The organism is Bradyrhizobium sp. USDA 3650, from assembly GCF_054057395.1.
In genome coordinates, this window is the sequence record NZ_JBSRZG010000001.1 from 5,401,068 (window position 1) to 5,418,839 (window position 17,772).

Below are 17,772 nucleotides of genomic sequence, written 5' to 3' on the forward strand. Positions count from 1 at the left end.
GCCCCGTCAGCCCGCCGGCTGAGCTTTCGCCAGGGCGTCCAGCCTGCGCTGGAGCCGCCAATTCCGGAAGCCCCAGCTCCGCCAGGCCAGATCCTGACGCTGGACTTCTACAAGCCGATCGCGCCGCGACACAAGGCAGTTGTCGCCCGGGCGATGAGCGATGACTTTGTCGAGGGCAGGCAGCGCCTGCGGCCCGAGTGTGAGGAGATAGTTGGCGTCGATGCTCAAGCCCTTACCCGACGTTTCGTTGCTGTGGCTCAGATTATAGTCGGCGATGAACGCATCGAAGTTCACCAGTGAGCAGCCGTACAGCGCGATCGTTAACGCGATCAGATTGGCGCCGACGAGCCATTGGTTGGACCTGTCGAGCACGATACGGGCCACGATCAGGATCAACCCGAGCGCCACCAGTCCCATCCAGATGAAGGCCGCGATGCGCCAGTAGGTCAGCATGTAGATGTCGACGTATAGTTCGAGGCGAAGGATGGAGGAGGCGACGAGCAGGACGTTCTGTCCCACCCAGAGATACACCAGCGACCGGATGATCTTCGATTTCTCCGCCGGACCGCCCGGGCGCATCGCCACCAGCACGAAGGCGGCGGCGAGTAGTGCGGTCGCGATCAGCGGGTAGGCGCCGCGATGGGCATAGGCCGCATAGGTCAAATTGGTCGGCAGCGCGACATGGCCCCAGAGATAGATGCCATCGAGAATGGACTGTGCCGCGAACAGCAGGTTGAACAGAATCAGCGAGCGCAGGATGGTGGAGGAGCCTAGGAACTCAGCTGAGACTTGCGACTGCAGCGGCGGCGGCACGGGGATATCGGCGATGGTCGTGGTGACAATCTTTCTGCGCCGCCAGCGCACATGGATGAACGGCCAGACCAGCGACAGCATCATGGTCCAGAACAGCACGCGCGGGATGCTGACATAGTCGAGGATGAGCTTTGGATTGAGCAGGAACACCCACTGCTCGATCAGCGGATTGGCTGCGGCGAACAGTGCGATGAAGACGGTGCTCAGCACAGCAGGCATCAACCAGAGTGCGATGCCCCGGGTGAACCCCGACATGTTGAAGATCTGCAGCGCGTCGAGGAAGAACCTGAAGGGCCCGAGCAGGAAGAGGTTGCGCAGCGCGCGGGCACGTTCAGTGAGCCCGGTCGTTTCCGGATTGGTCGCGAGCAGAAGCGCAATCGCCAGCGACGCAAGGAGGATCAGGAAGGACAGCGTGTTGACCTCCTCGACGGCCGGGACGAGGCCGGCGACGAGAATGCTCCCGCCGATCATGGCGCGCCGCAGATCCAGGGCCGCATGATTGAACAGCATCGACACGCAAGCCATCGCGATCACAAACAGCGTCAGCGACAGCCCGATCCGCGGACCATAGAACAGCCAGTCGGCGAGCGCGGCGAGAATCAGCGCGAGGCCGACCTTGGCCGGAATCGAGGAATGCCTGATCGGCTGGATTTCCGCCGCGATCGTCGTAGCCAGGCTCGTCATGTCCAGAAGACCTTTCGTGATGGGTGGCATCACGAAGTCTGAACGTCGTTTGTGCAGAAGGCGGGATCGTCGTCTGCACGGTTTCAGGAGTCTTTTGCAGATTATGTGCAGGCGCGCTTTTGGTCCTTACGCGGCGCAAATCGCTTTGATAGGTGCGATGTGTTCATCACATTGGGCGTGACGCATCATGCAGCTCCTCAACCGCACCGGTCTCGTCCTCCTCTGGCTGGCCGCCCCTCTCGTCGCATTTGCGGCCGCGAACAAGAACGATCCCTATCTGCTCGTGCTGCGCGGCGCTGGAAACATCGCACTTGTCATTACAAGCATCGTGATTGTCATCGTGCTGCTGCGCCGCGGGCGCTGGCATAGCATCGCCGGCAAGCTGCTCGTCATGCTCTGGTGCGTTCCGCCGCTCCTGATGTCAGCGGCGCACCTGAAATTCGAACTGCGCAAGCACGATGTTCTTGCCGCCAGTGCGGCCGAGGCGCGTCAGCTCGGACCTCACTTCATGGTCGGTTATTCCTCCTTCCCGGAGGTCGCGCGCCTCGCCGAGCAAGGCTTGATCGGCGGTGTCTACGTCACCCGGCACAATATCCGTGGCCGGACCGTTGAGACGTTGCGCACCGAGATCGCGGCGCTCCAGGACAAGCGGCGAGCCGCCGGCCTGCCGCCGCTGGTCGTGGCCGCGGACCAGGAGGGCGGCATCGTCGGACATCTTGCGCCGCCGTTGACGAAGCTGCCGGCGCTGGCGACGCTTGCCGGGCTTGCTCCCGATGACCAGCAGGCCAAAGCGGCAGAGTTCGGCCGCATCCACGGACGTGAACTCGCCGGGCTCGGTGTCAACCTCAATCTCGCGCCGGTGCTCGATCTCAAGCCGCCGGGCCGGCGCAATCGCCTCGACTTCCACACCCTGATCGGTCAGCGCGCGATTGCGACCGATTCCGCCGTCGTCGGCGCGATCGCGAGCGCCTATGTGCGCGGGCTGGAAGAATCCGGCGTCGGCGCCACGCTCAAGCATTTTCCCGGTATCGGGCGCGTGCGCACCGACACGCATCATTTCAGCGCCAATCTGGATGCGCCGGTGAAGGAGTTGGAGGCAACCGACTGGCTCCCGTTCCGCGAGGTGCTGTCGCATTCGCGCAGCGCGCTCATGGTCGGCCATGTCACGCTCACGGCCGTCGATCCTGACCGAGCCGCCTCGCATTCGAAGCGCGTCGTCGAGGGGATCATTCGCGACAAATGGGGCTATCAGGGGGTCGTCATGACCGACGATCTCGTGATGGGCGCGATCTACCAGCACGACGTCTGCCGGGCCGTGGTCGAGGCGATCAACGCGGGCGTCGATCTGCTGCTGGTCGCCTATGACGGCGCGCAATTCTACCGGATTTTCGCTTGCGCCCTGGATGGATCGCGGCAGGGCAAGCTCGATACGGCGATGCTGCGCGCGAGCGAAGCGCGGCTCGCGCGGGGTTTCCCGTCTGAGCAGGCGCGGGCCGCCTCACGCACCGTCAGCGTCGCCCGCCAAAACTAGCCCTTCGCGAACTGACGGTAGTCCGGCTCGCGATGAAACCAGAACTCGTAGCCGGTGATGGCCTTCTGCATCGCGACGTCGTGGATCGGCTGGTTGAGCGGGATGACGGGAACGTCGCGCATGCACAGTGCGACGAAATCCTTCACGGCCTTGTCGTACTCGGCGGCATCCGTGGTGAACCGCGCCTTGTCGATCAGCGCGTCCATTTCCTTGTTCTGGTAGGAGGAGATGTTGAAGATCGAGTTGTTGCCATGGAAATTCCAGTAGAAATAGTATTCGGGATAATCGAGCCAGCCGCTGAAACGATTGAGCGCGAGCGGCAGCTCCTTCTTGTTCAGCGTGGTGCGCCAGTTCGCGCCGGGGATCTTCTCGATCGCCGCCTTGATTCCGATCTTGGCGAGGCTTTCCTGGATCAGGATGGCGGTCGGCTCGCCGACCGTGGCGGTGCCGGTATCGAGTGACAGCGTCGTCTCCAGCCCTGACTCGAAGCCCGCCTCCTTCATCAACGCCTTGGCCTTGTCGAGATCGGTGACGTAGGGAAACGGTTGCGGCCACACTGGCTTTGAGACGTCCGCCGCTCCGCCATACATCGGAACGGCGCGTCCGAAGAACGCGCTGCTCTGGATCTGCTCATAAGGCATCGCCCAGGCGACGGCCTGGCGCAGCTTTACATTGTCGAACGGCGGCTTTGCCGCGTTGAGCGCGACCGACCAGAGCGCGTTCGGGATCGGCACGCCCGAGACCTTGACCCTGCCCTCCTTGATGATCTGTTCGAAGTCACGCGGCGCGAAGCCGCTGGAAATATCCGCATCGCCTCGTTCCAGCATGGCGCGACGAGTGCCGGCGGAGGGGACATCGCGCGCGATCACGCGCTTGAGCTTCGGGAGAGGTCCGCTCTTCCAATCGTCGAAGCGCGCCAGCACGGTCTCGCTGCCCGGCTTCCAGCTCTCGATCCTGTAAGCGCCGCCGCCGGCCTCGTTGTTCCTGAGCCACGCCAGCGCCCACGGGTCTTCCGCCGTCGCGTTCTTTTTCGCGAGCTCCGAGTTGATGATGAAGGGCACGACCACTGCGACGTTGAACAGCAGCATTTTGTCCTTGCGCACATAGTCGATGCGGAAGGTGTGGTCGTCGATCGCGACGAACTGCTCGGGCTTTTCCAGAGACCCCGCCGACATCTGGAAGGTCGGAAAGCCGCCGACCTTCACCGCGCGGTCGAACGACCATTTGACGTCCTTCGCGGTGACAGGCGTGCCGTCGTGAAACTTTGCGTCTTTCCGCAAGCGGAAGGTGCAGGACATGCCGTCGGCCGCAACCTCCCAGCTCTCGGCGAGTTCAGGCGCGAGCTTTTCGCGATCATAAGACAGCGTGCCGTCGGGGAGGTTCTTGGAGGCGTAGCTCAGCAGGCGGTCGTAGCAATTCCAGGACAGCCCGTTCACGGTCTGGTTAGAGCCGACGCCCTGCATGTCGAGCGAGTTCGGGCCCAGCTCCTGCACCACCAGCAGCGTCTCTGCGCGCCCTTGCGCCCAGGCGAAGCGCGGCGCAGCGGCCGTCATTCCGGCGAGGCCTAGGCCGCCGAGCATCACGTTACGGCGGTTCATATCGAAAGATGATGCGCTCATCGCGGCCTCACTCCTCGGTGATTTGCACCGTAAAGAGGCAAGGCGCATGCCATCGGCGCGCTTCAAGGTGTCGCAAGCGGTACCCGGCGGCCTATCTCAGCACCTCGGCCAGGAAGTCGACCAGCGCGCGGACCTTGGTCGAGGGCCGCGGACCGGCCGGAAACACGGCGTACAGCTCGACCGGCGCGAGCTTGTAGCTCTTCAGCAGCGGCACCAGTGCACCGGACGCGATCTCGGGGCCGGCCATCACCGGCGACATCATCGCGATGCCGAGCCCGGCCAGCACGCTCGCAAACATTCCGGCGCCTGAGTCGGTGCTGATGCGGCCGCGCACATCGACCGACGTCTCCGCGCCATTGCGGGTGAACGACCAGGTGGTGCGGCCGAACAGGCCGGGACCGAAGATGCAGTCATGCGAGGCGAGATCGGTGGGCGTCTTCGGAGTGCCGCGTTCGGCAAGATAGGACGGCGCGGCGACGAGAAAACGCGGCAGCGTCGCGAGCTTGCGTGCACCAAAACCGGAGTCGTTGAGCGGGCCGAGGCGGATGGCGACGTCGGTGCCTTCCACGACGAGGTCTTGCCTCTCATCGGCGACCGACAGCTCGACGCGCAGCAAGGGGTGGGCACGAAGGAATTTCGGCAGGCGCGGGATGATGTTCCTTGTGCCGTACACGACTGGCATCGTGACCCGCAATGTCCCGCGCAGGGAGTCCACGCCGCGCGCGGCATCCTCGGCGTCCTCGATATCGGCCAGCACTTCACGGGCGCGGGTGAGGAACAGCGCACCGGCATCCGTCACCGTGATGCGGCGCGTGGTCCGCAACAACAGCTTGACGCCTAGCCGCGCCTCCAGCTCGCCGATGATGCGCGACACCGAGGGTTGCGACAGGCCGAGCTCGCGGGCTGCTTTCGAAAAGCTGCCGCTCTCCGCCGCCCGGACGAAGACAGTCAGCTCCTGCAATCTGTCACTCATTCGGTTTTCAAATAAATGTTGTCCATATCGGCCATATACCCCTTAATTTCCGAATGAGCCAGATGTTGCGGGCCAACAGCAATCGATGGAGATCTCCGTGGCTCTGCAAGACAAACTCGATGCGTTCAAAGCCGACTTCGAAAGCGGCCGGTTTCCGGTCAAGCCCCCCAGGGAGGCGCTCGACACCATGCATCGCGCCACCGCTGAACTGATCGCAAGCGGCCAGGCGCAGCGTGCCAGGAAGGCCGGCGATGTCGCGCCGGAGTTCACGCTCACCGACCCGGACGGCAAGCCGGTGTCCTCGCGCGACCTGCTCGCGAAGGGACCGTTGGTCGTGTCGTTCTATCGCGGCGTCTGGTGCCCGTACTGCAATCTCGAGCTCCAGGCGCTCCAGGAGGCGCTGCCCGAGATTGCCGCGCGCGGAGCCAGCCTCGTTGCGATCTCGCCCCAGACCGCGCCGAACAGCCGCAAGTCGGAGCGTGACAACAACCTATCGTTCCCGATCCTGAGCGACGTCAGGAGCGAGGTCGCCGATGCCTTCGGCATCCGCTTCGCGCTCTCGGGCGAGCTGGTTGCGCTCTACAAGACGTTCAAGAACGACCTGCCAACGTTCAACGACGATCCATCCTGGGTCCTGCCGATGCCCGCGCGCTACGTCATCGGCCGCGACGGCATCATCGCCTATGCGGAGGTGAACCCGGACTACACGCATCGTCCTGATCCGTCCGAGCTGCTGCCGGTGCTGGACCGGCTGCGGACCGCCAAGGCGGCCTGAGCGCTACGGCGTCACCGCTCCGCGGCTCACGGCGCGCGGGTCGGTCAACTCTTTCCAGGTCGAGTTGGCGACGTGCACGGGCGAGAACGCCGGGCGTTCGACGTAATGGCCGTCGCCGGCCTCGGCGCGCAGATCGCCATCCTTCCAGACGATCCGGCCGCGCGACAGCGTCGCCGCCGCTCCGCCGGTGCAGGAAAAGCCCTCGAACACGTTGTAGTCGATCCGGCTCATCTGCTGCTTCGCGCTGATGGTCTTGCTCGCCCTGGGATCCCACACCACGACATCCGCGTCCGAGCCGACGGCGACCGCGCCCTTGCGCGGATAGATGTTGAGGATGCGGGCGATGTTCGCAGAGGTCACTGCGACGAATTCTTCCTTCGTCAGCCGCCCCGTGGTGACGCCCGCGGTCCACAGAAGCGCGAGGCGATCTTCGAGGCCGCCGGTGCCGTTCGGGATCTTTCTGAAGTCGCCGAGCCCGAATCGCTTCTGCTCGGTGGTGAAGGCGCAGTGGTCGGTCGCGACCACCTGCAGCGAGCCGGCTTGCAGGCCGGCCCAAAGACTATCCTGATGCGACCTGTCGCGGAACGGCGGCGACATCACGCGCTGCGCGGAATGATCCCAATCCTTGTTCTGATATTCACCGGCGTCCAACAGCAAGTGCTGGATCAGCGGCTCGCCATAGACGCGCTTGCCCGCCGCACGTGCGCGCGCGATCGCCTCGTGCGCTTCGCGGCAGCTCGTGTGCACGATGTAGACCGGCGTCCCCGTCATGTCGGCGATCATGATGGCGCGGTTGGTGGCTTCGCCCTCGACCTCCGGCGGCCGTGAGTATGCGTGTCCCTCGGGCCCGGTGACGCCGCGCGCGATCAGCGCCTCCTGCATCAGCGCGACGACGTCGCCGTTCTCCGCATGCACCACCGGCATGGCGCCGAGATGGGCGCAGCGGGCGAACGAGTTATAGAGCTCGTCGTCGTTCACCATCAGTGCGCCCTTGTAGGCCATAAAGTGCTTGAAGGTGTTGATGCCGTAGGTTGTGACCACGGTCTCCATCTCGTCATGGATCTGCTTCGACCAGGATGTTACGGCCATGTGGAAGCCGTAGTCGGAGGCCGCCTTCTCGGATTTGTGCCGCCACTCCTGATAGGCCGCGAGCATCGACTGGCCTGGATCGGGCAGACAGAAATCCACCACCATGGTGGTGCCGCCGGCCAGCGCCGCCTTGGTCCCCGATTCGAAATCATCGGCGGTGACCGTGCCCATAAACGGCATTTCGAGATGGGTGTGCGGATCGATGCCGCCCGGGATGACGTAAGCGCCGCCGGCATCGATGATCTCGCACCCCGTCGGCGCATCGAGCGATTGCCCGATCGCGACGACGGTCGCGCCGTCGATCAGCACGTCCGCACGGCGCGAATGATCATGATTGACGACGGTGCCGCCGCGGATGAGGAGGGGCATGGGAGGCTCCGGAGAGGGAAGTGGACCTCGCGAAGCTAGGCGCGCTGCATGCGCCGCGACAGGTGAAATTTTAGTCAGGCGTGGCCGACAGTTGAGCTGTGCTCTCCCGTCCTCTACGCCGCCCGCGCGATCAGTCCGTCAATCATCGCGCGCACCAGGCCCGCGATTTCCTTCCGGAGCGCCGGCAGCGGTACCGCGACCAGCTTCTGCTCCAGTCCGAGTGCCACCATGCCATGCACCGCCGAGAACAGGCTACGCGCGGTGATGCCGAGCTCCTCCCGACTGCGTTGTGGAAACAGCGCGGCCAGCGGCTCGTAGACGTGGCGGAACAGCTGCAGCTGGTCGTCGATGGACCAGTCGGGGAGGGGCTTGTCGGGGTCCATGCGGTGCTCGAACAGCGCGCGCCACAGTTCGAGATTTTCCGCGGCGAAATCGCAATAGGCGAGAGCAATGCGGACCAGAGTCTCCGGTGGCGACGGCTCGCCCGCGCTTTCCGCCGTGCTCAGGGCCTGGTCGAGCCGACGCAAAGTGCGCGAGCCCACGCGCAGGATCAGCTCGTCCACATCGGCGACGAGATTGTAGACCGCGCCGTTGGCGCAGCCGATCTCGCGGGCGAGATCGCGGGTTTTCAGGCCCGCCAATCCCCTCTCGGCGATCATTCGTTCCGCCGCCAAGATCAGGTCGGATCGAAGTTTCTCTCGGCGCGCCAATGCCTTAGTCATTTGTAATCAAATTTCTGAGCGTTGCTCAAATATTTCTTGAACGAAGTTCAAGTTTCTTGCTACAAACCAAACGTGAGCAACGCTCATAACAGGGAGCCAACAATGTTCAAGACCGTAGTGACACTTTTCCGCGGCAGCGTGGCCGCCGCGGGCGAGGAGCTGGAAGACCGGACGGCCCTTCTGATCCTCGATCAACAGATGCGCGACGCGGCAGCCGCCCTCGAGCGTGGCAAACGGACGCTGGCGCTGGCGATCGCGCAGGACCAGCAAGAAGGTCGCAAGCTCGAGGCGACCGTCGCCCGCATCGCCGATCTCGAGACGCGCGCGGTTGCTGCGCTCGATGGCGGCCGCGAGGATCTCGCCAAGGACGCTGCCGAGGCCATCGCGGGCCTTGAGGCCGATCGCGATGCGGCGCTGACGGCACGCGCCTTGTTCGCAACCGAGATTGCGCGGCTGAAGCGGCACGTCGCAAGCGCGCAGGCCCGCATCACCGAGCTCGACCGCGGCCGCCGCGTCGCCCGTGCCTCGGAAGCGGTGCGCTCGCTTCGCCGCAGCGGCATCGAGGCGGCACGCCCCTACGAATCCACGCTGCCGGAGGCGGAGAGCACCTTGAGGCGTCTTCGTGAGCGGCAAATGGAAGCCCAGGCCGCCGACGACGCGCTGGTCGAGCTCGATGCGGCCACCGGTCCGCTCGCCACCGCCGAAAAACTCGCCGAGCAGGGTTTTGGCCCCCGGCTCAAGACGACCGCGGACGACGTGCTGGCGCGGTTGAAGTCCAAGCGCACGCCGACCGTCTGATCCCAATCCCGATCATCATTCGAACCAACAGGAGACCATCATGAACCAGAACGGCCAGCCCCACAGCGGCGCCTGGGTGACCTTCACTTACGTGTCCTTCGCAGCCTCCGCCTTCCTCGTCGCCATCGGCATCTTCTTCCTGCCGATCGATTTCTGGATGAAGGGCTATCTCACGATGGGCGTCGTGATGCTGATCCAGGCCTGCGTCACCCTGACCAAGACCATCCGCGACAATCACGAAAGCAGCCGGATGGTGAACCGCATCGAGGATGCCAAGGCGGAACGTCTGCTGATGGAAGTCTCCAAGGCTGCTTGACGGGCATAGACAATCCGCAAGGAAGCAGCGGAGCAATGCGCTCCGCGGCTTCGGCGCCGGAACGCATTTCGCCATACCTCATATCGCGCCTGCGAAATGCATCAGAGCCATGACGATTGCGCGGGCGTGCGCTCTTGCGCAACCGCACGGGCAGGGGCAGTCTTCACAGGCGGCGCACAAGAACGCCGCCAATAAGATGTGCTTACAAGATCTCGGCGAGGAACCTCATGGCAGCGACGCGGATCGACTGCGACATCCACCCGGCAGTTGGTGGCACGCGCACGACGCTGCTGCCCTATCTCAGCGATCACTGGAAAGAGCAGGTGGTGAGCCGCGCCATCGACGGACTCGATCTCACCTCCTATCCACCGAGCATGCCGCTGGCGGGCCGTACCGACTGGCGTCCGGCGAACGGCGCAAAGCCTGGTTCCGATCTTGCGATGGTACAGAAGGGCGCATTCGAGCAGTTGGGTGCCAGCCACGCGATTCTCAACGTGCTCTACGGCGCTCAGGCCGTGTTCGATCCCTACATGGCGGCCGACTTCTGCAAAGCGATCAACGACTGGATCGCGACTGAGTGGCTGTCGCGCGATCCGCGCTTGCGTGCCTCGATCGTGGTGCCGATGCAGGACCCAGATCTGGCGGTCGAGGAGATCGAGCGCCGCGCCGGCGATCACCGCTTCGTCTCGATCCTCGTGCTGGCACAGGGCGAGACGCTCTTGGGACGGCGGCATTTCTGGCCGGTCTATCGGCTCGCGGAGAAATACAAGCTGCCGCTCGCGATCCACGCCGGCACGCAATATCGGCAGGCGCCGAGCTCGGCCGGCTGGCCGTCGCACCGCTACGAATATTACTTCGTCGAGGCGCAGGCGTTTCAGGCGCAGATCTTGAGCCTGATCTATGAGGGCGTGTTCGGCAAGTTTCCGGACCTCAAGGTCGTGCTGATGGAATCCGGCGTGAGCTGGCTCCCGGCCTTCATGTGGCGCGCCAACAAGACCTGGCGCGGAGTGCGCGTCGAGGTGCCCTGGGTTGAGCGCGAGCCGGCTGCGATCATTCGCGAGAATTTCCGCGTCACCATGCAGCCGTTTGATGCGCCGGGCGACCCGAAAAGTGTGGAGGACATCATCGACCAGATCGGCTCCGAGAAGATGTTCCTATTCGCGTCCGACTATCCGCACTGGCAGTTCGACGGCGACGATCCGATCCCGCCGAACCTGCCGAACAGCATCATCTCGAAAATGTGCGTCGACAACCCGCTGGAGACGTTTCCGCGGCTGTCGCTCGCCAATTGACTTTGGAGGTTCGCATGAGTGAGGTCATCGACCGCCCGCTGCGGGAAGATGAGAAGCCCGCCGCTTCGCGGCTGCGCATCGTCGATTGCGACGTCCATCCAAGCCTGCATTCGTCCGACGATCTCAACGAGTTCCTGCCAAAGCGGTGGCAGCAGCATCTGAAGGAATACGGCAGCCATTTGCGCACGCCCTATCTGTTCACCACGCCCTACCCGCGCTCCTCGCCGCTAATCGCGCGGCGCGATGCCTGGCCGCCGACCGGCGGTCCGCCCGGCTCGGATCTCGCCTTCATGCAGAAGCAGCATCTCGATCCGCTCGACGTCGAGTTCGGGATTTTGCAGGTGCTCGATCTCTTCATCTTCTCGCAGCAGAACCTCGAATTCGGCGCCGCGATCCAGCGCGCCATCAACGACTGGCAACTGGCGTTCTGGTCGCATCGCGACCCGCGTCTGAAGGCTTCGATCCTGGTGGGACAGGACGGCGTTGATCTCGCCATTGCCGAGATCGAACGCTGCGCGAAGATCGGCGAATACGTTCAGATCAACGTCTCGCCGCGCGCCAACGAGCCGCTCGGCCGCCGCCGCTATTGGCCGATCTACGAGCGTGCCCAAGAACTTGGTCTGCCGCTCGGCATCCATGTCGGCGGCTATGGCGGGCATGCGCCGACCGGTGGCGGCTGGCCGTCCTATTATGTCGAGGAGCACCAGTCCAACGCGCACACCATCGCGGCGCAGCTTGCCAGTCTCGTGATAGAGGGCGTGCCGGAGCGCTTTCCAAAATTGAAGTTCGTCTTCATCGAGGGCGGCTTCGGCTGGATCCCGTCCGCGGTGTGGCGGATGGACCAGCATTTTGAGCGCTTCCGCAGCGAGGTGCCGCATCTCAAGCGCAAGCCGTCGGAATACGTCCGAGAGCACTTCTGGTTCACGACGCAACCGATCGACGAACCTGACGAAGCCCGGCACCTGCGGTCGCTGATCGAATGGGTCGGCATCGATCGTCTCTTGTTCTCGTCGGACTATCCGCACTGGGATTTCGACGATCCGCGCTTCGCCTTCAAGACGCCGCTGACGGAAGCCGAGCGGACCAATATCTTCAGCACCAATGCCCGCGCGGTCTACAAGTTCTGAGAGGGGTCTCAACGGTATGGCCCGTCACATCGTCGCGTCCACCTCGGAGATCCCACCCGGCGGCAACAAAGTCGTCGATATCGACGGCCGCGACATCGTCGTGTTCCATGTCAATGGCGAGTTCTTCGCGCTGCTGAACCGCTGCCCGCACGAAGGCGCGCCGCTGGAGAAAGCGGCCTGTGTCGCGCGGCTGACCTCGCCCGAGCCCGGCATCTATCAGCGCTCGCGCGTCGGCGAGATGCTGCGCTGTCCCTGGCATGGCTGGGAATTCGACATGCGCAACGGCCAGTCCTGGTTCGACCCGAAGCGCGTCAAGATAAGGTCATATCCGGTCGCGGTGGAGCGCGGCGAGGAACTCCAGAAAGGCCCGTATGTCGCCGAGACGTTTCCGGTGCATGTCGAGGACAGCTACGTGATTGTCGAGGTCTGAGCAGCCGTTTCGGATTGTGATTTGGCCGCAGGTGGGATAAGCCTCGCCCGCATTTATGGCGGAGACGAGCTTTGTCGAAACAATCCCTGCGTGAGGAGGCCGAGCGCCTGATCCGCGAATCGATGGAAAAGAAAACCGTCGTCGTCAAGCAGGGTGATACCCGCATCGAGGCCGTCTGCGGTAAATGCGGCGCCCCGAACCGTGTGCAGGCGCCAAAGGGCCAGACCCGCATCAAGTTCGCCTGCAAGAATTGTGGGCATCAGCAAGAGACGCTGTAGGTTTCTTCACCCTATCCACAAGGGGAGAAGGAAGAACGCTTACTCCCCCTTCACAAACTTCGCGAATGCATCCGCATGGTCCGGATGCCAGCGTGACAGCGGCGGGCGGTTCTCCACGACATCGCCGGCGGCCCACAGCATGCGCTTTTCGTCGAGCGCGCGCGGGACATCGTTGTCCGGGCACAGGATGTAGAAATCGCCGGCCTCCAGCCGCGCCAGCATGAAATTCACGGTCTGCTCGGCCGTCCAGGCGCCGGCCGGCTTCTCTGTCCGGCCCTTCGCGGTAAGGCCCGTGAAGACGAAGCCGGGAATCAGCAGATGCGCGGTGATGCGGCAACCCGCAGTGTTGCGCAGCTCGTGCTGGAGCGCTTCCGTAAAAGCCTTCACGCCGGCCTTGGAGACGTTGTAGGCGGGATCGCCGGGCGGGGTGGTGATGCCCTGCTTCGAGCCGGTGTTGATGATGAGCCCCGCCCTGCCGCGCGCGACCATGTTGGGCGCGAAGATGCGCGAGCCGTTGATGATGCCCCACATGTTGACGCCGATAATGCGCTGCCAGTTGTCGGGTTCGCGGAACAGCGTGCTGCCGGGCTGGATACCCGCATTGTTCATGAGGATGTCGGTGCCACCGAAGCGCTCGCGTACGGCGCGCTCCAGTTCCGTCACGCTCTCGGCCTTGCTGACGTCAATCGCGAAGGTCATCACATGTGTGGTGGACGTCAGGGATGAGAGTCTTGTTGCGGCGTCCGCGAGTCCCGCCTGATCTACATCGGCGATACACACCTTCATGCCGTCGCGCGCGAAGGCTGCGGCGGCGGCGAATCCGATGCCGGACGCACCGCCGGTGATCACGGCAACATTGTCTTTGACGATCGCGGGGTGCGGCATGGATCCGTCTCCGGGGAGGGGCTCGGTCGCGCTATAACATGGCACTCGCGCGACCCTGCACAAGTCGGCATGGGAGGCCTTCGTTCCGCGCCGACTTTACGCCTCTCCTTTACGCCTGTCCGGCATCGCAGTATTCTATCGACCTAACGATCCCGCCCAGATCGAACCAATCAATCATTTGACAGGGAGTTCAGCCATGGCTGTGTCGCAGGCTATTCCGATCACGCGCCATCCGTTCGCCAACGGGTCCTACAAGCAGATGCTGATCGACGGGAAGTGGGTCGATGCGGCCTCCGGCAAGCGCTTCGAGACCCACAACCCCGCGACCGGCGAACTGCTCGCAACCGTGGCGGAGGGCGACAAGGAAGACATCGATCGCGCCGTTGCTGCCGCCCGCCGCGCTTTCGAAGGTCCCTGGAGCAAGGTCAAGCCGTTCGAGCGGCAGAACCTGCTGCTGAAGCTTGCCGACCTCGTCGAGAAGAATTTCGACGAATTGTCGCAGCTCGACACGCTCGACATGGGCGCGCCGCTCAGCCGTACCCGCGCCTACCGCCTGCGCGCCGTCGGAATGCTGCGCTATTATGCCGGCCAGACCACCGCGATCCATGGCGAGACCATCGAGAACTCGCTGCCCGGCGAAATCTTTTCCTACACGCTGAAGGAGCCGATCGGCGTCGTCGGCGCCATCATTCCCTGGAATGGTCCGCTGACTGCGACGATCTGGAAGATCGGTCCGGCGATCGCGACCGGCTGCACCGTCGTGCTCAAGCCCGCCGAGGAGGCGCCACTGACCTCGCTGCGCATCGCCGAGCTCGCGATGGAGGCGGGCGTTCCGGCCGGCGTCATCAATGTCGTGCCTGGCTTTGGCGAGACTGCGGGCGCGGCGCTTGCCGCGCATCACGACGTCGACAAGGTTGCCTTCACCGGCTCGCATGTCACGGGCCAGTCGATCATCCGCGCCTCGGCCGGCAACCTCAAGCGCGTCTCGCTCGAGCTCGGCGGCAAGTCGCCGGACATCGTGTTCGCGGACGCCGATCTCGATGCCGCGGTGCCGGGAGCCGCGATGGCGGTGTTTGCCAATTCGGGGCAAATCTGCAGCGCCGGCACCCGGCTGTTCGTCGAGCAGTCGATCTACGAGGAATTCGTCGGCCGCGTTGCCGAGTTCGGCAAGAAGCTGCAGGTCGGCAACGGCCTCGATCCCAACACCCAGATCGGACCGCTGGTGTCCGAGCAGCAGCTCGAGCGCGTCACCAGCTATCTCGACATCGGCCAGAAGGAAGGCGCCAAGGCGCTCGCCGGCGGTGGCCGCGTCACCGAAGGCGCGCTTGCAAAAGGCTTCTTCGTGTCGCCGACGGTGTTCGCTGGCGTCCAGGACAACATGCGGATCGCGCAAGAGGAGATCTTTGGTCCGGTCATCTCCGCGATCGCGTTCAAGGACATGGACGAGCTGGTCAAGCGCGCCAACGCCACCACGTTCGGTCTCGGCTCGGGCCTGTGGACGCGGGACGTCAGCAAGGCGCATGCGGTTGCGAAGCGCCTGCGTGCCGGCTCGGTGTGGGTGAACTGCTACCAGGCGATGGACCCGGCCGTGCCCTTCGGCGGCTACAAGATGAGCGGCTACGGCCGCGAATCCGGCAAGCAGCACGTCGAGGAATATCTCAACGTGAAGGCGGTGTGGATCAAGACGGCCTAACGCGCCATCGCGTCCGGACTTCAGCGATCGGTCCTGCTTGCGGCGACGACAGAGCGCTTGCAGCGACCTGAGGTTGTTGCCCGGACGCTACATGCGATTTTGAAAGCGCGCGTCGTCCGCGCTTTTGCAAGACTTGCTATCCCATTCCGAATGTCGGCCGGTTAGTTCTGGTCACCGTCAATCTTCGGAATTGGAATATCAATAATGCTTCGCTTTGCTCCGATCGTGTTTGTGGCTTTGGGTGTCGCCTCGGCGCAGCCCGCACTCGCGGCCGATATGACCGCACGTGCGCCAGCGTACAAGGCGTCGCCACTGCCCGTTGCCTACAACTGGTCAGGCTTCTACGCCGGCGTGAATGTCGGGTATGGGTGGGGCGATGGTGCGAACAATCTCGCGCCCCATGATCCGGTCTTCACTGCGGGCGTGCTCGACGTCGCACTGGCGGGCGGCCTTGTCCCGGCTTCGCTGGCAACAAACGCGCGTGGTGTGCTGGGCGGCTTGCAGGCCGGCTACAATGTGCAGACGGGCTCGTTGGTGTGGGGCGTCGAAGCCGATATCGCGGCGGCCGACATCAAGGGTAGCTCAACGGTGACCCGAACCTTGCCGGTCTTCCCGACGATCATGACCACGCAAGATCAGAAGGTCGACTGGCTGGGGACCGTGCGCGGCCGGATCGGTGCCACCGTCGTGCCCGACTTGATGCTGTACGCGACCGGCGGTCTTGCCTATGGGCATGTCAAGGCGTCGACGTCGATCGTGGATCCCACGGGTGGGAGCGGCACGCCCTGCCTCAATGTGATCTGTAGCGCAGGCGCGGTGGAAAGCTGGCGCGTGGGCTGGACGGTCGGCGGCGGCGGCGAGTACCGCTTTGCGTCGAACTGGAGCGTCAAGCTCGAATATCTCTACTACGATCTCGGCAGCGAGAAATACACCATCTTCAATCCGCTGTTCCCGTTCACGCCCGGCCCGGCGCGCGGCTTTGACTCAACCGCGAATTTCACGGGCCACATCGCGCGGGTCGGCTTGAACTACAAGTTCGGCCCAGGCGCGGTCGTTGCAAAATACTGACCTGCCGTTCTGAGCAAGCAACGAGCCCCGGGCCCACCCCCGGGGCTTTTTGATTCCGCCGCCTCTTTTGGCTGGCCAGCCATTCCCCCGTGCAGCTTCCGAGCCGCGCGCCTTTCTCTTATGATCCCCGTCCTCTCATCAACCATTTTGGGACCGGCATGAAATTCGAGGCGTTGTTTCAACCGTTGCAGATCGGTCCGTACAAGCTCGCGCATCGGGTCGCGATGGCGCCGTTGACGCGCATGCGGGCCGAGCGCGAGAGCTTTTCGCCGCGGCCGCTCAACGCCGAATATTACGGTCAGCGCGCCACCCAAGGCGGCCTGCTCATCGCCGAGGCCTCGCCCGTGCTCTCGCACGGCCGCGGTAATCCGGCGACGCCTGGCATCTATTCGGAGACGCAGATCGCGGGCTGGCGCAAGGTTGTCGACGCCGCGCACGCCAAGGGCGGCATCATCTTTCTCCAGCTCTGGCATGTCGGCCGCGTCTCGCATTCCTCCTTCCACGGCGGGGAGCTACCGGTCTCGGCCTCGGCGATCCCGATCAGGGCCGAAGGCATGAAGGCAATGACCGCCGACGGCAAGATCTCCGACTACGAGACGCCGCGCGCGCTGGAGACAGACGAGGTCAAGGGTATCGTCGAGGCCTTCAGGCGGGGCGCGAAGAATGCGCTGGCCGCCGGCTTCGACGGCGTCGAGATCCACGGCGCCAACGGCTATCTGCTCGAGCAATTCCTGCAATCACGCAGCAACCAGCGCACCGATCAATATGGCGGCTCGATCGAGAACCGCGCGCGGCTTCTGCTCGAAGTGACCCAGGCCGCGATCGACGTCTGGGGCGCGGGCCGCGTCGGCGTGCGGCTGTCGCCCCACGGCATTGCCAATGATTCCGGCGAGCCCGATCCGATGCCGCTCTACACGCACGTGGTGAAGGCGCTCGACGAGCTCGGCCTTGCTTATTTGCATTTCATCGAACCGCGCTCCAGCGGCTCGGGGCGCGCCGAAGTCAACTGGCAGAACGTTCCGTCGGCAATGCTGCTGTTCCGCCCGCTCTACAGCGGCGTGCTGATGACGGCAGGCGGGTTTACGGGCGAGACGGCGAACGCCGCCATCGCAGAGGGACACGCCGACCTCATCGCCTTCGGCCGCATCTTCATCTCCAACCCCGATCTGCCGCGCCGCCTGCAGCACGACTACCCTCTCACGCCGTATAACCGTGCGACGTTCTACGGCGGCGAGGGGAAGGGCTATACGGACTATCCGATGTATGACGAGCCGACGCCGGTCTGACACTGCTGTAGCCCGGACGAGCGA

The 17,772-nt window shown here is 64.1% G+C and carries 17 protein-coding genes; 11 read left to right on the forward strand and 6 right to left on the reverse strand.

All coding sequences use genetic code 11. The features are described 5' to 3' along the window. Positions 1-6: 6 nt before the first annotated feature. Positions 7-1,497 (reverse strand): DUF4153 domain-containing protein, encoded by a 1,491-nt coding sequence (locus ACVIN2_RS25290; protein WP_456769804.1) that lies wholly within the window; start codon positions 1,495-1,497, stop codon positions 7-9. Positions 1,498-1,684: 187 nt separating this feature from the next. Between ACVIN2_RS25290 and ACVIN2_RS25295 the strand changes: the two genes are divergently transcribed. Beyond that, positions 1,685-3,028, forward strand: a complete 1,344-nt coding sequence (locus ACVIN2_RS25295) for a glycoside hydrolase family 3 N-terminal domain-containing protein (protein WP_456767635.1) — start codon at positions 1,685-1,687, stop codon at positions 3,026-3,028. Here ACVIN2_RS25295 and ACVIN2_RS25300 read toward each other — a convergent pair. Further along, a complete protein-coding gene (locus ACVIN2_RS25300; RefSeq protein ID WP_456767636.1) occupies positions 3,025-4,647 on the reverse strand; it encodes an ABC transporter substrate-binding protein in 1,623 nt (540 codons plus the stop codon). The genes ACVIN2_RS25295 and ACVIN2_RS25300 overlap by 4 nt on opposite strands. 91 nt (positions 4,648-4,738) lie before the next feature. Next, positions 4,739-5,620, reverse strand: coding sequence for a LysR family transcriptional regulator (locus ACVIN2_RS25305; protein WP_456767637.1), 882 nt, complete (start codon positions 5,618-5,620; stop codon positions 4,739-4,741). A gap of 97 nt (positions 5,621-5,717) precedes the next feature. Between ACVIN2_RS25305 and ACVIN2_RS25310 the strand changes: the two genes are divergently transcribed. After that, complete coding sequence (locus tag ACVIN2_RS25310) at positions 5,718-6,395, forward strand: peroxiredoxin-like family protein (protein WP_456767638.1); 678 nt, start codon at positions 5,718-5,720, stop codon at positions 6,393-6,395. 3 nt (positions 6,396-6,398) lie between these two features. Here ACVIN2_RS25310 and hydA read toward each other — a convergent pair whose 3' ends face one another. After that, positions 6,399-7,853: a dihydropyrimidinase gene (gene hydA / locus ACVIN2_RS25315; RefSeq protein ID WP_456767639.1), complete on the reverse strand. Its 1,455-nt coding sequence runs from the start codon at positions 7,851-7,853 to the stop codon at positions 6,399-6,401. 113 nt (positions 7,854-7,966) lie between these two features. Next, positions 7,967-8,575 (reverse strand): TetR/AcrR family transcriptional regulator, encoded by a 609-nt coding sequence (locus ACVIN2_RS25320; protein WP_456767640.1) that lies wholly within the window; start codon positions 8,573-8,575, stop codon positions 7,967-7,969. 102 nt (positions 8,576-8,677) lie between these two features. Here ACVIN2_RS25320 and ACVIN2_RS25325 point away from each other — a divergent pair, with 102 nt between their 5' ends. From ACVIN2_RS25325 to ACVIN2_RS25350, 6 genes are all read left to right on the forward strand, one after another. Continuing rightward, positions 8,678-9,373, forward strand: a complete 696-nt coding sequence (locus ACVIN2_RS25325; RefSeq protein WP_456767641.1) for a PspA/IM30 family protein — start codon at positions 8,678-8,680, stop codon at positions 9,371-9,373. A gap of 40 nt (positions 9,374-9,413) precedes the next feature. Then, positions 9,414-9,689: a YiaA/YiaB family inner membrane protein gene (locus ACVIN2_RS25330; protein ID WP_456767642.1), complete on the forward strand. Its 276-nt coding sequence runs from the start codon at positions 9,414-9,416 to the stop codon at positions 9,687-9,689. A 227-nt stretch (positions 9,690-9,916) separates the two neighbouring features. After that, the gene (locus ACVIN2_RS25335) at positions 9,917-10,981 is read left to right on the forward strand and encodes an amidohydrolase family protein (protein WP_456767643.1); all 1,065 of its coding nucleotides are present in this window, start codon (positions 9,917-9,919) and stop codon (positions 10,979-10,981) included. A gap of 14 nt (positions 10,982-10,995) precedes the next feature. Beyond that, on the forward strand, positions 10,996-12,108 hold the full coding sequence (locus tag ACVIN2_RS25340; RefSeq protein ID WP_456767644.1) for an amidohydrolase family protein: 1,113 nt from the start codon (positions 10,996-10,998) through the stop codon (positions 12,106-12,108). A gap of 16 nt (positions 12,109-12,124) precedes the next feature. After that, positions 12,125-12,538 carry a Rieske (2Fe-2S) protein gene (locus ACVIN2_RS25345; protein ID WP_456767645.1) on the forward strand — a complete coding sequence of 138 codons (414 nt, stop codon included), beginning with the start codon at positions 12,125-12,127 and terminating at the stop codon, positions 12,536-12,538. 71 nt (positions 12,539-12,609) lie between these two features. Further along, entirely contained in the window at positions 12,610-12,816 is a 207-nt protein-coding gene (locus ACVIN2_RS25350; protein WP_007615092.1) for a hypothetical protein, read from the forward strand. A gap of 39 nt (positions 12,817-12,855) precedes the next feature. On the opposite strand, the gene ACVIN2_RS25355 is transcribed toward ACVIN2_RS25350, so the two are convergent. Beyond that, positions 12,856-13,701 (reverse strand): SDR family NAD(P)-dependent oxidoreductase, encoded by an 846-nt coding sequence (locus tag ACVIN2_RS25355; RefSeq protein ID WP_456767646.1) that lies wholly within the window; start codon positions 13,699-13,701, stop codon positions 12,856-12,858. Between the two features lie 196 nt (positions 13,702-13,897). On the opposite strand from ACVIN2_RS25355, the gene ACVIN2_RS25360 reads away from it, so the two are divergent. From ACVIN2_RS25360 to ACVIN2_RS25370, 3 genes are all read left to right on the forward strand, one after another. Next, positions 13,898-15,394 (forward strand): aldehyde dehydrogenase family protein, encoded by a 1,497-nt coding sequence (locus ACVIN2_RS25360; RefSeq protein WP_456767647.1) that lies wholly within the window; start codon positions 13,898-13,900, stop codon positions 15,392-15,394. Positions 15,395-15,598: 204 nt separating this feature from the next. Then, complete coding sequence (locus ACVIN2_RS25365) at positions 15,599-16,462, forward strand: outer membrane protein (RefSeq protein ID WP_456767648.1); 864 nt, start codon at positions 15,599-15,601, stop codon at positions 16,460-16,462. Between the two features lie 158 nt (positions 16,463-16,620). Beyond that, complete coding sequence (locus ACVIN2_RS25370; protein WP_456767649.1) at positions 16,621-17,748, forward strand: alkene reductase; 1,128 nt, start codon at positions 16,621-16,623, stop codon at positions 17,746-17,748. Positions 17,749-17,772: the final 24 nt, after the last annotated feature.

Bases quoted from the DNA above. Each gene is read 5' to 3' on its own strand.
- ACVIN2_RS25290 (WP_456769804.1), bottom strand. From the start codon at position 1,497: ATGACGAGCCTGGCTACGACGATCGCGGCGGAAATCCAGCCGATCAGG.
- ACVIN2_RS25295 (WP_456767635.1), top strand. From the start codon at position 1,685: ATGCAGCTCCTCAACCGCACCGGTCTCGTCCTCCTCTGGCTGGCCGCC.
- ACVIN2_RS25300 (WP_456767636.1), bottom strand. From the start codon at position 4,647: ATGAGCGCATCATCTTTCGATATGAACCGCCGTAACGTGATGCTCGGC.
- ACVIN2_RS25305 (WP_456767637.1), bottom strand. From the start codon at position 5,620: ATGAGTGACAGATTGCAGGAGCTGACTGTCTTCGTCCGGGCGGCGGAG.
- hydA (WP_456767639.1), bottom strand. From the start codon at position 7,853: ATGCCCCTCCTCATCCGCGGCGGCACCGTCGTCAATCATGATCATTCG.
- ACVIN2_RS25320 (WP_456767640.1), bottom strand. From the start codon at position 8,575: ATGACTAAGGCATTGGCGCGCCGAGAGAAACTTCGATCCGACCTGATC.
- ACVIN2_RS25325 (WP_456767641.1), top strand. From the start codon at position 8,678: ATGTTCAAGACCGTAGTGACACTTTTCCGCGGCAGCGTGGCCGCCGCG.
- ACVIN2_RS25330 (WP_456767642.1), top strand. From the start codon at position 9,414: ATGAACCAGAACGGCCAGCCCCACAGCGGCGCCTGGGTGACCTTCACT.
- ACVIN2_RS25335 (WP_456767643.1), top strand. From the start codon at position 9,917: ATGGCAGCGACGCGGATCGACTGCGACATCCACCCGGCAGTTGGTGGC.
- ACVIN2_RS25340 (WP_456767644.1), top strand. From the start codon at position 10,996: ATGAGTGAGGTCATCGACCGCCCGCTGCGGGAAGATGAGAAGCCCGCC.
- ACVIN2_RS25345 (WP_456767645.1), top strand. From the start codon at position 12,125: ATGGCCCGTCACATCGTCGCGTCCACCTCGGAGATCCCACCCGGCGGC.
- ACVIN2_RS25355 (WP_456767646.1), bottom strand. From the start codon at position 13,701: ATGCCGCACCCCGCGATCGTCAAAGACAATGTTGCCGTGATCACCGGC.
- ACVIN2_RS25360 (WP_456767647.1), top strand. From the start codon at position 13,898: ATGGCTGTGTCGCAGGCTATTCCGATCACGCGCCATCCGTTCGCCAAC.
- ACVIN2_RS25365 (WP_456767648.1), top strand. From the start codon at position 15,599: ATGCTTCGCTTTGCTCCGATCGTGTTTGTGGCTTTGGGTGTCGCCTCG.
- ACVIN2_RS25370 (WP_456767649.1), top strand. From the start codon at position 16,621: ATGAAATTCGAGGCGTTGTTTCAACCGTTGCAGATCGGTCCGTACAAG.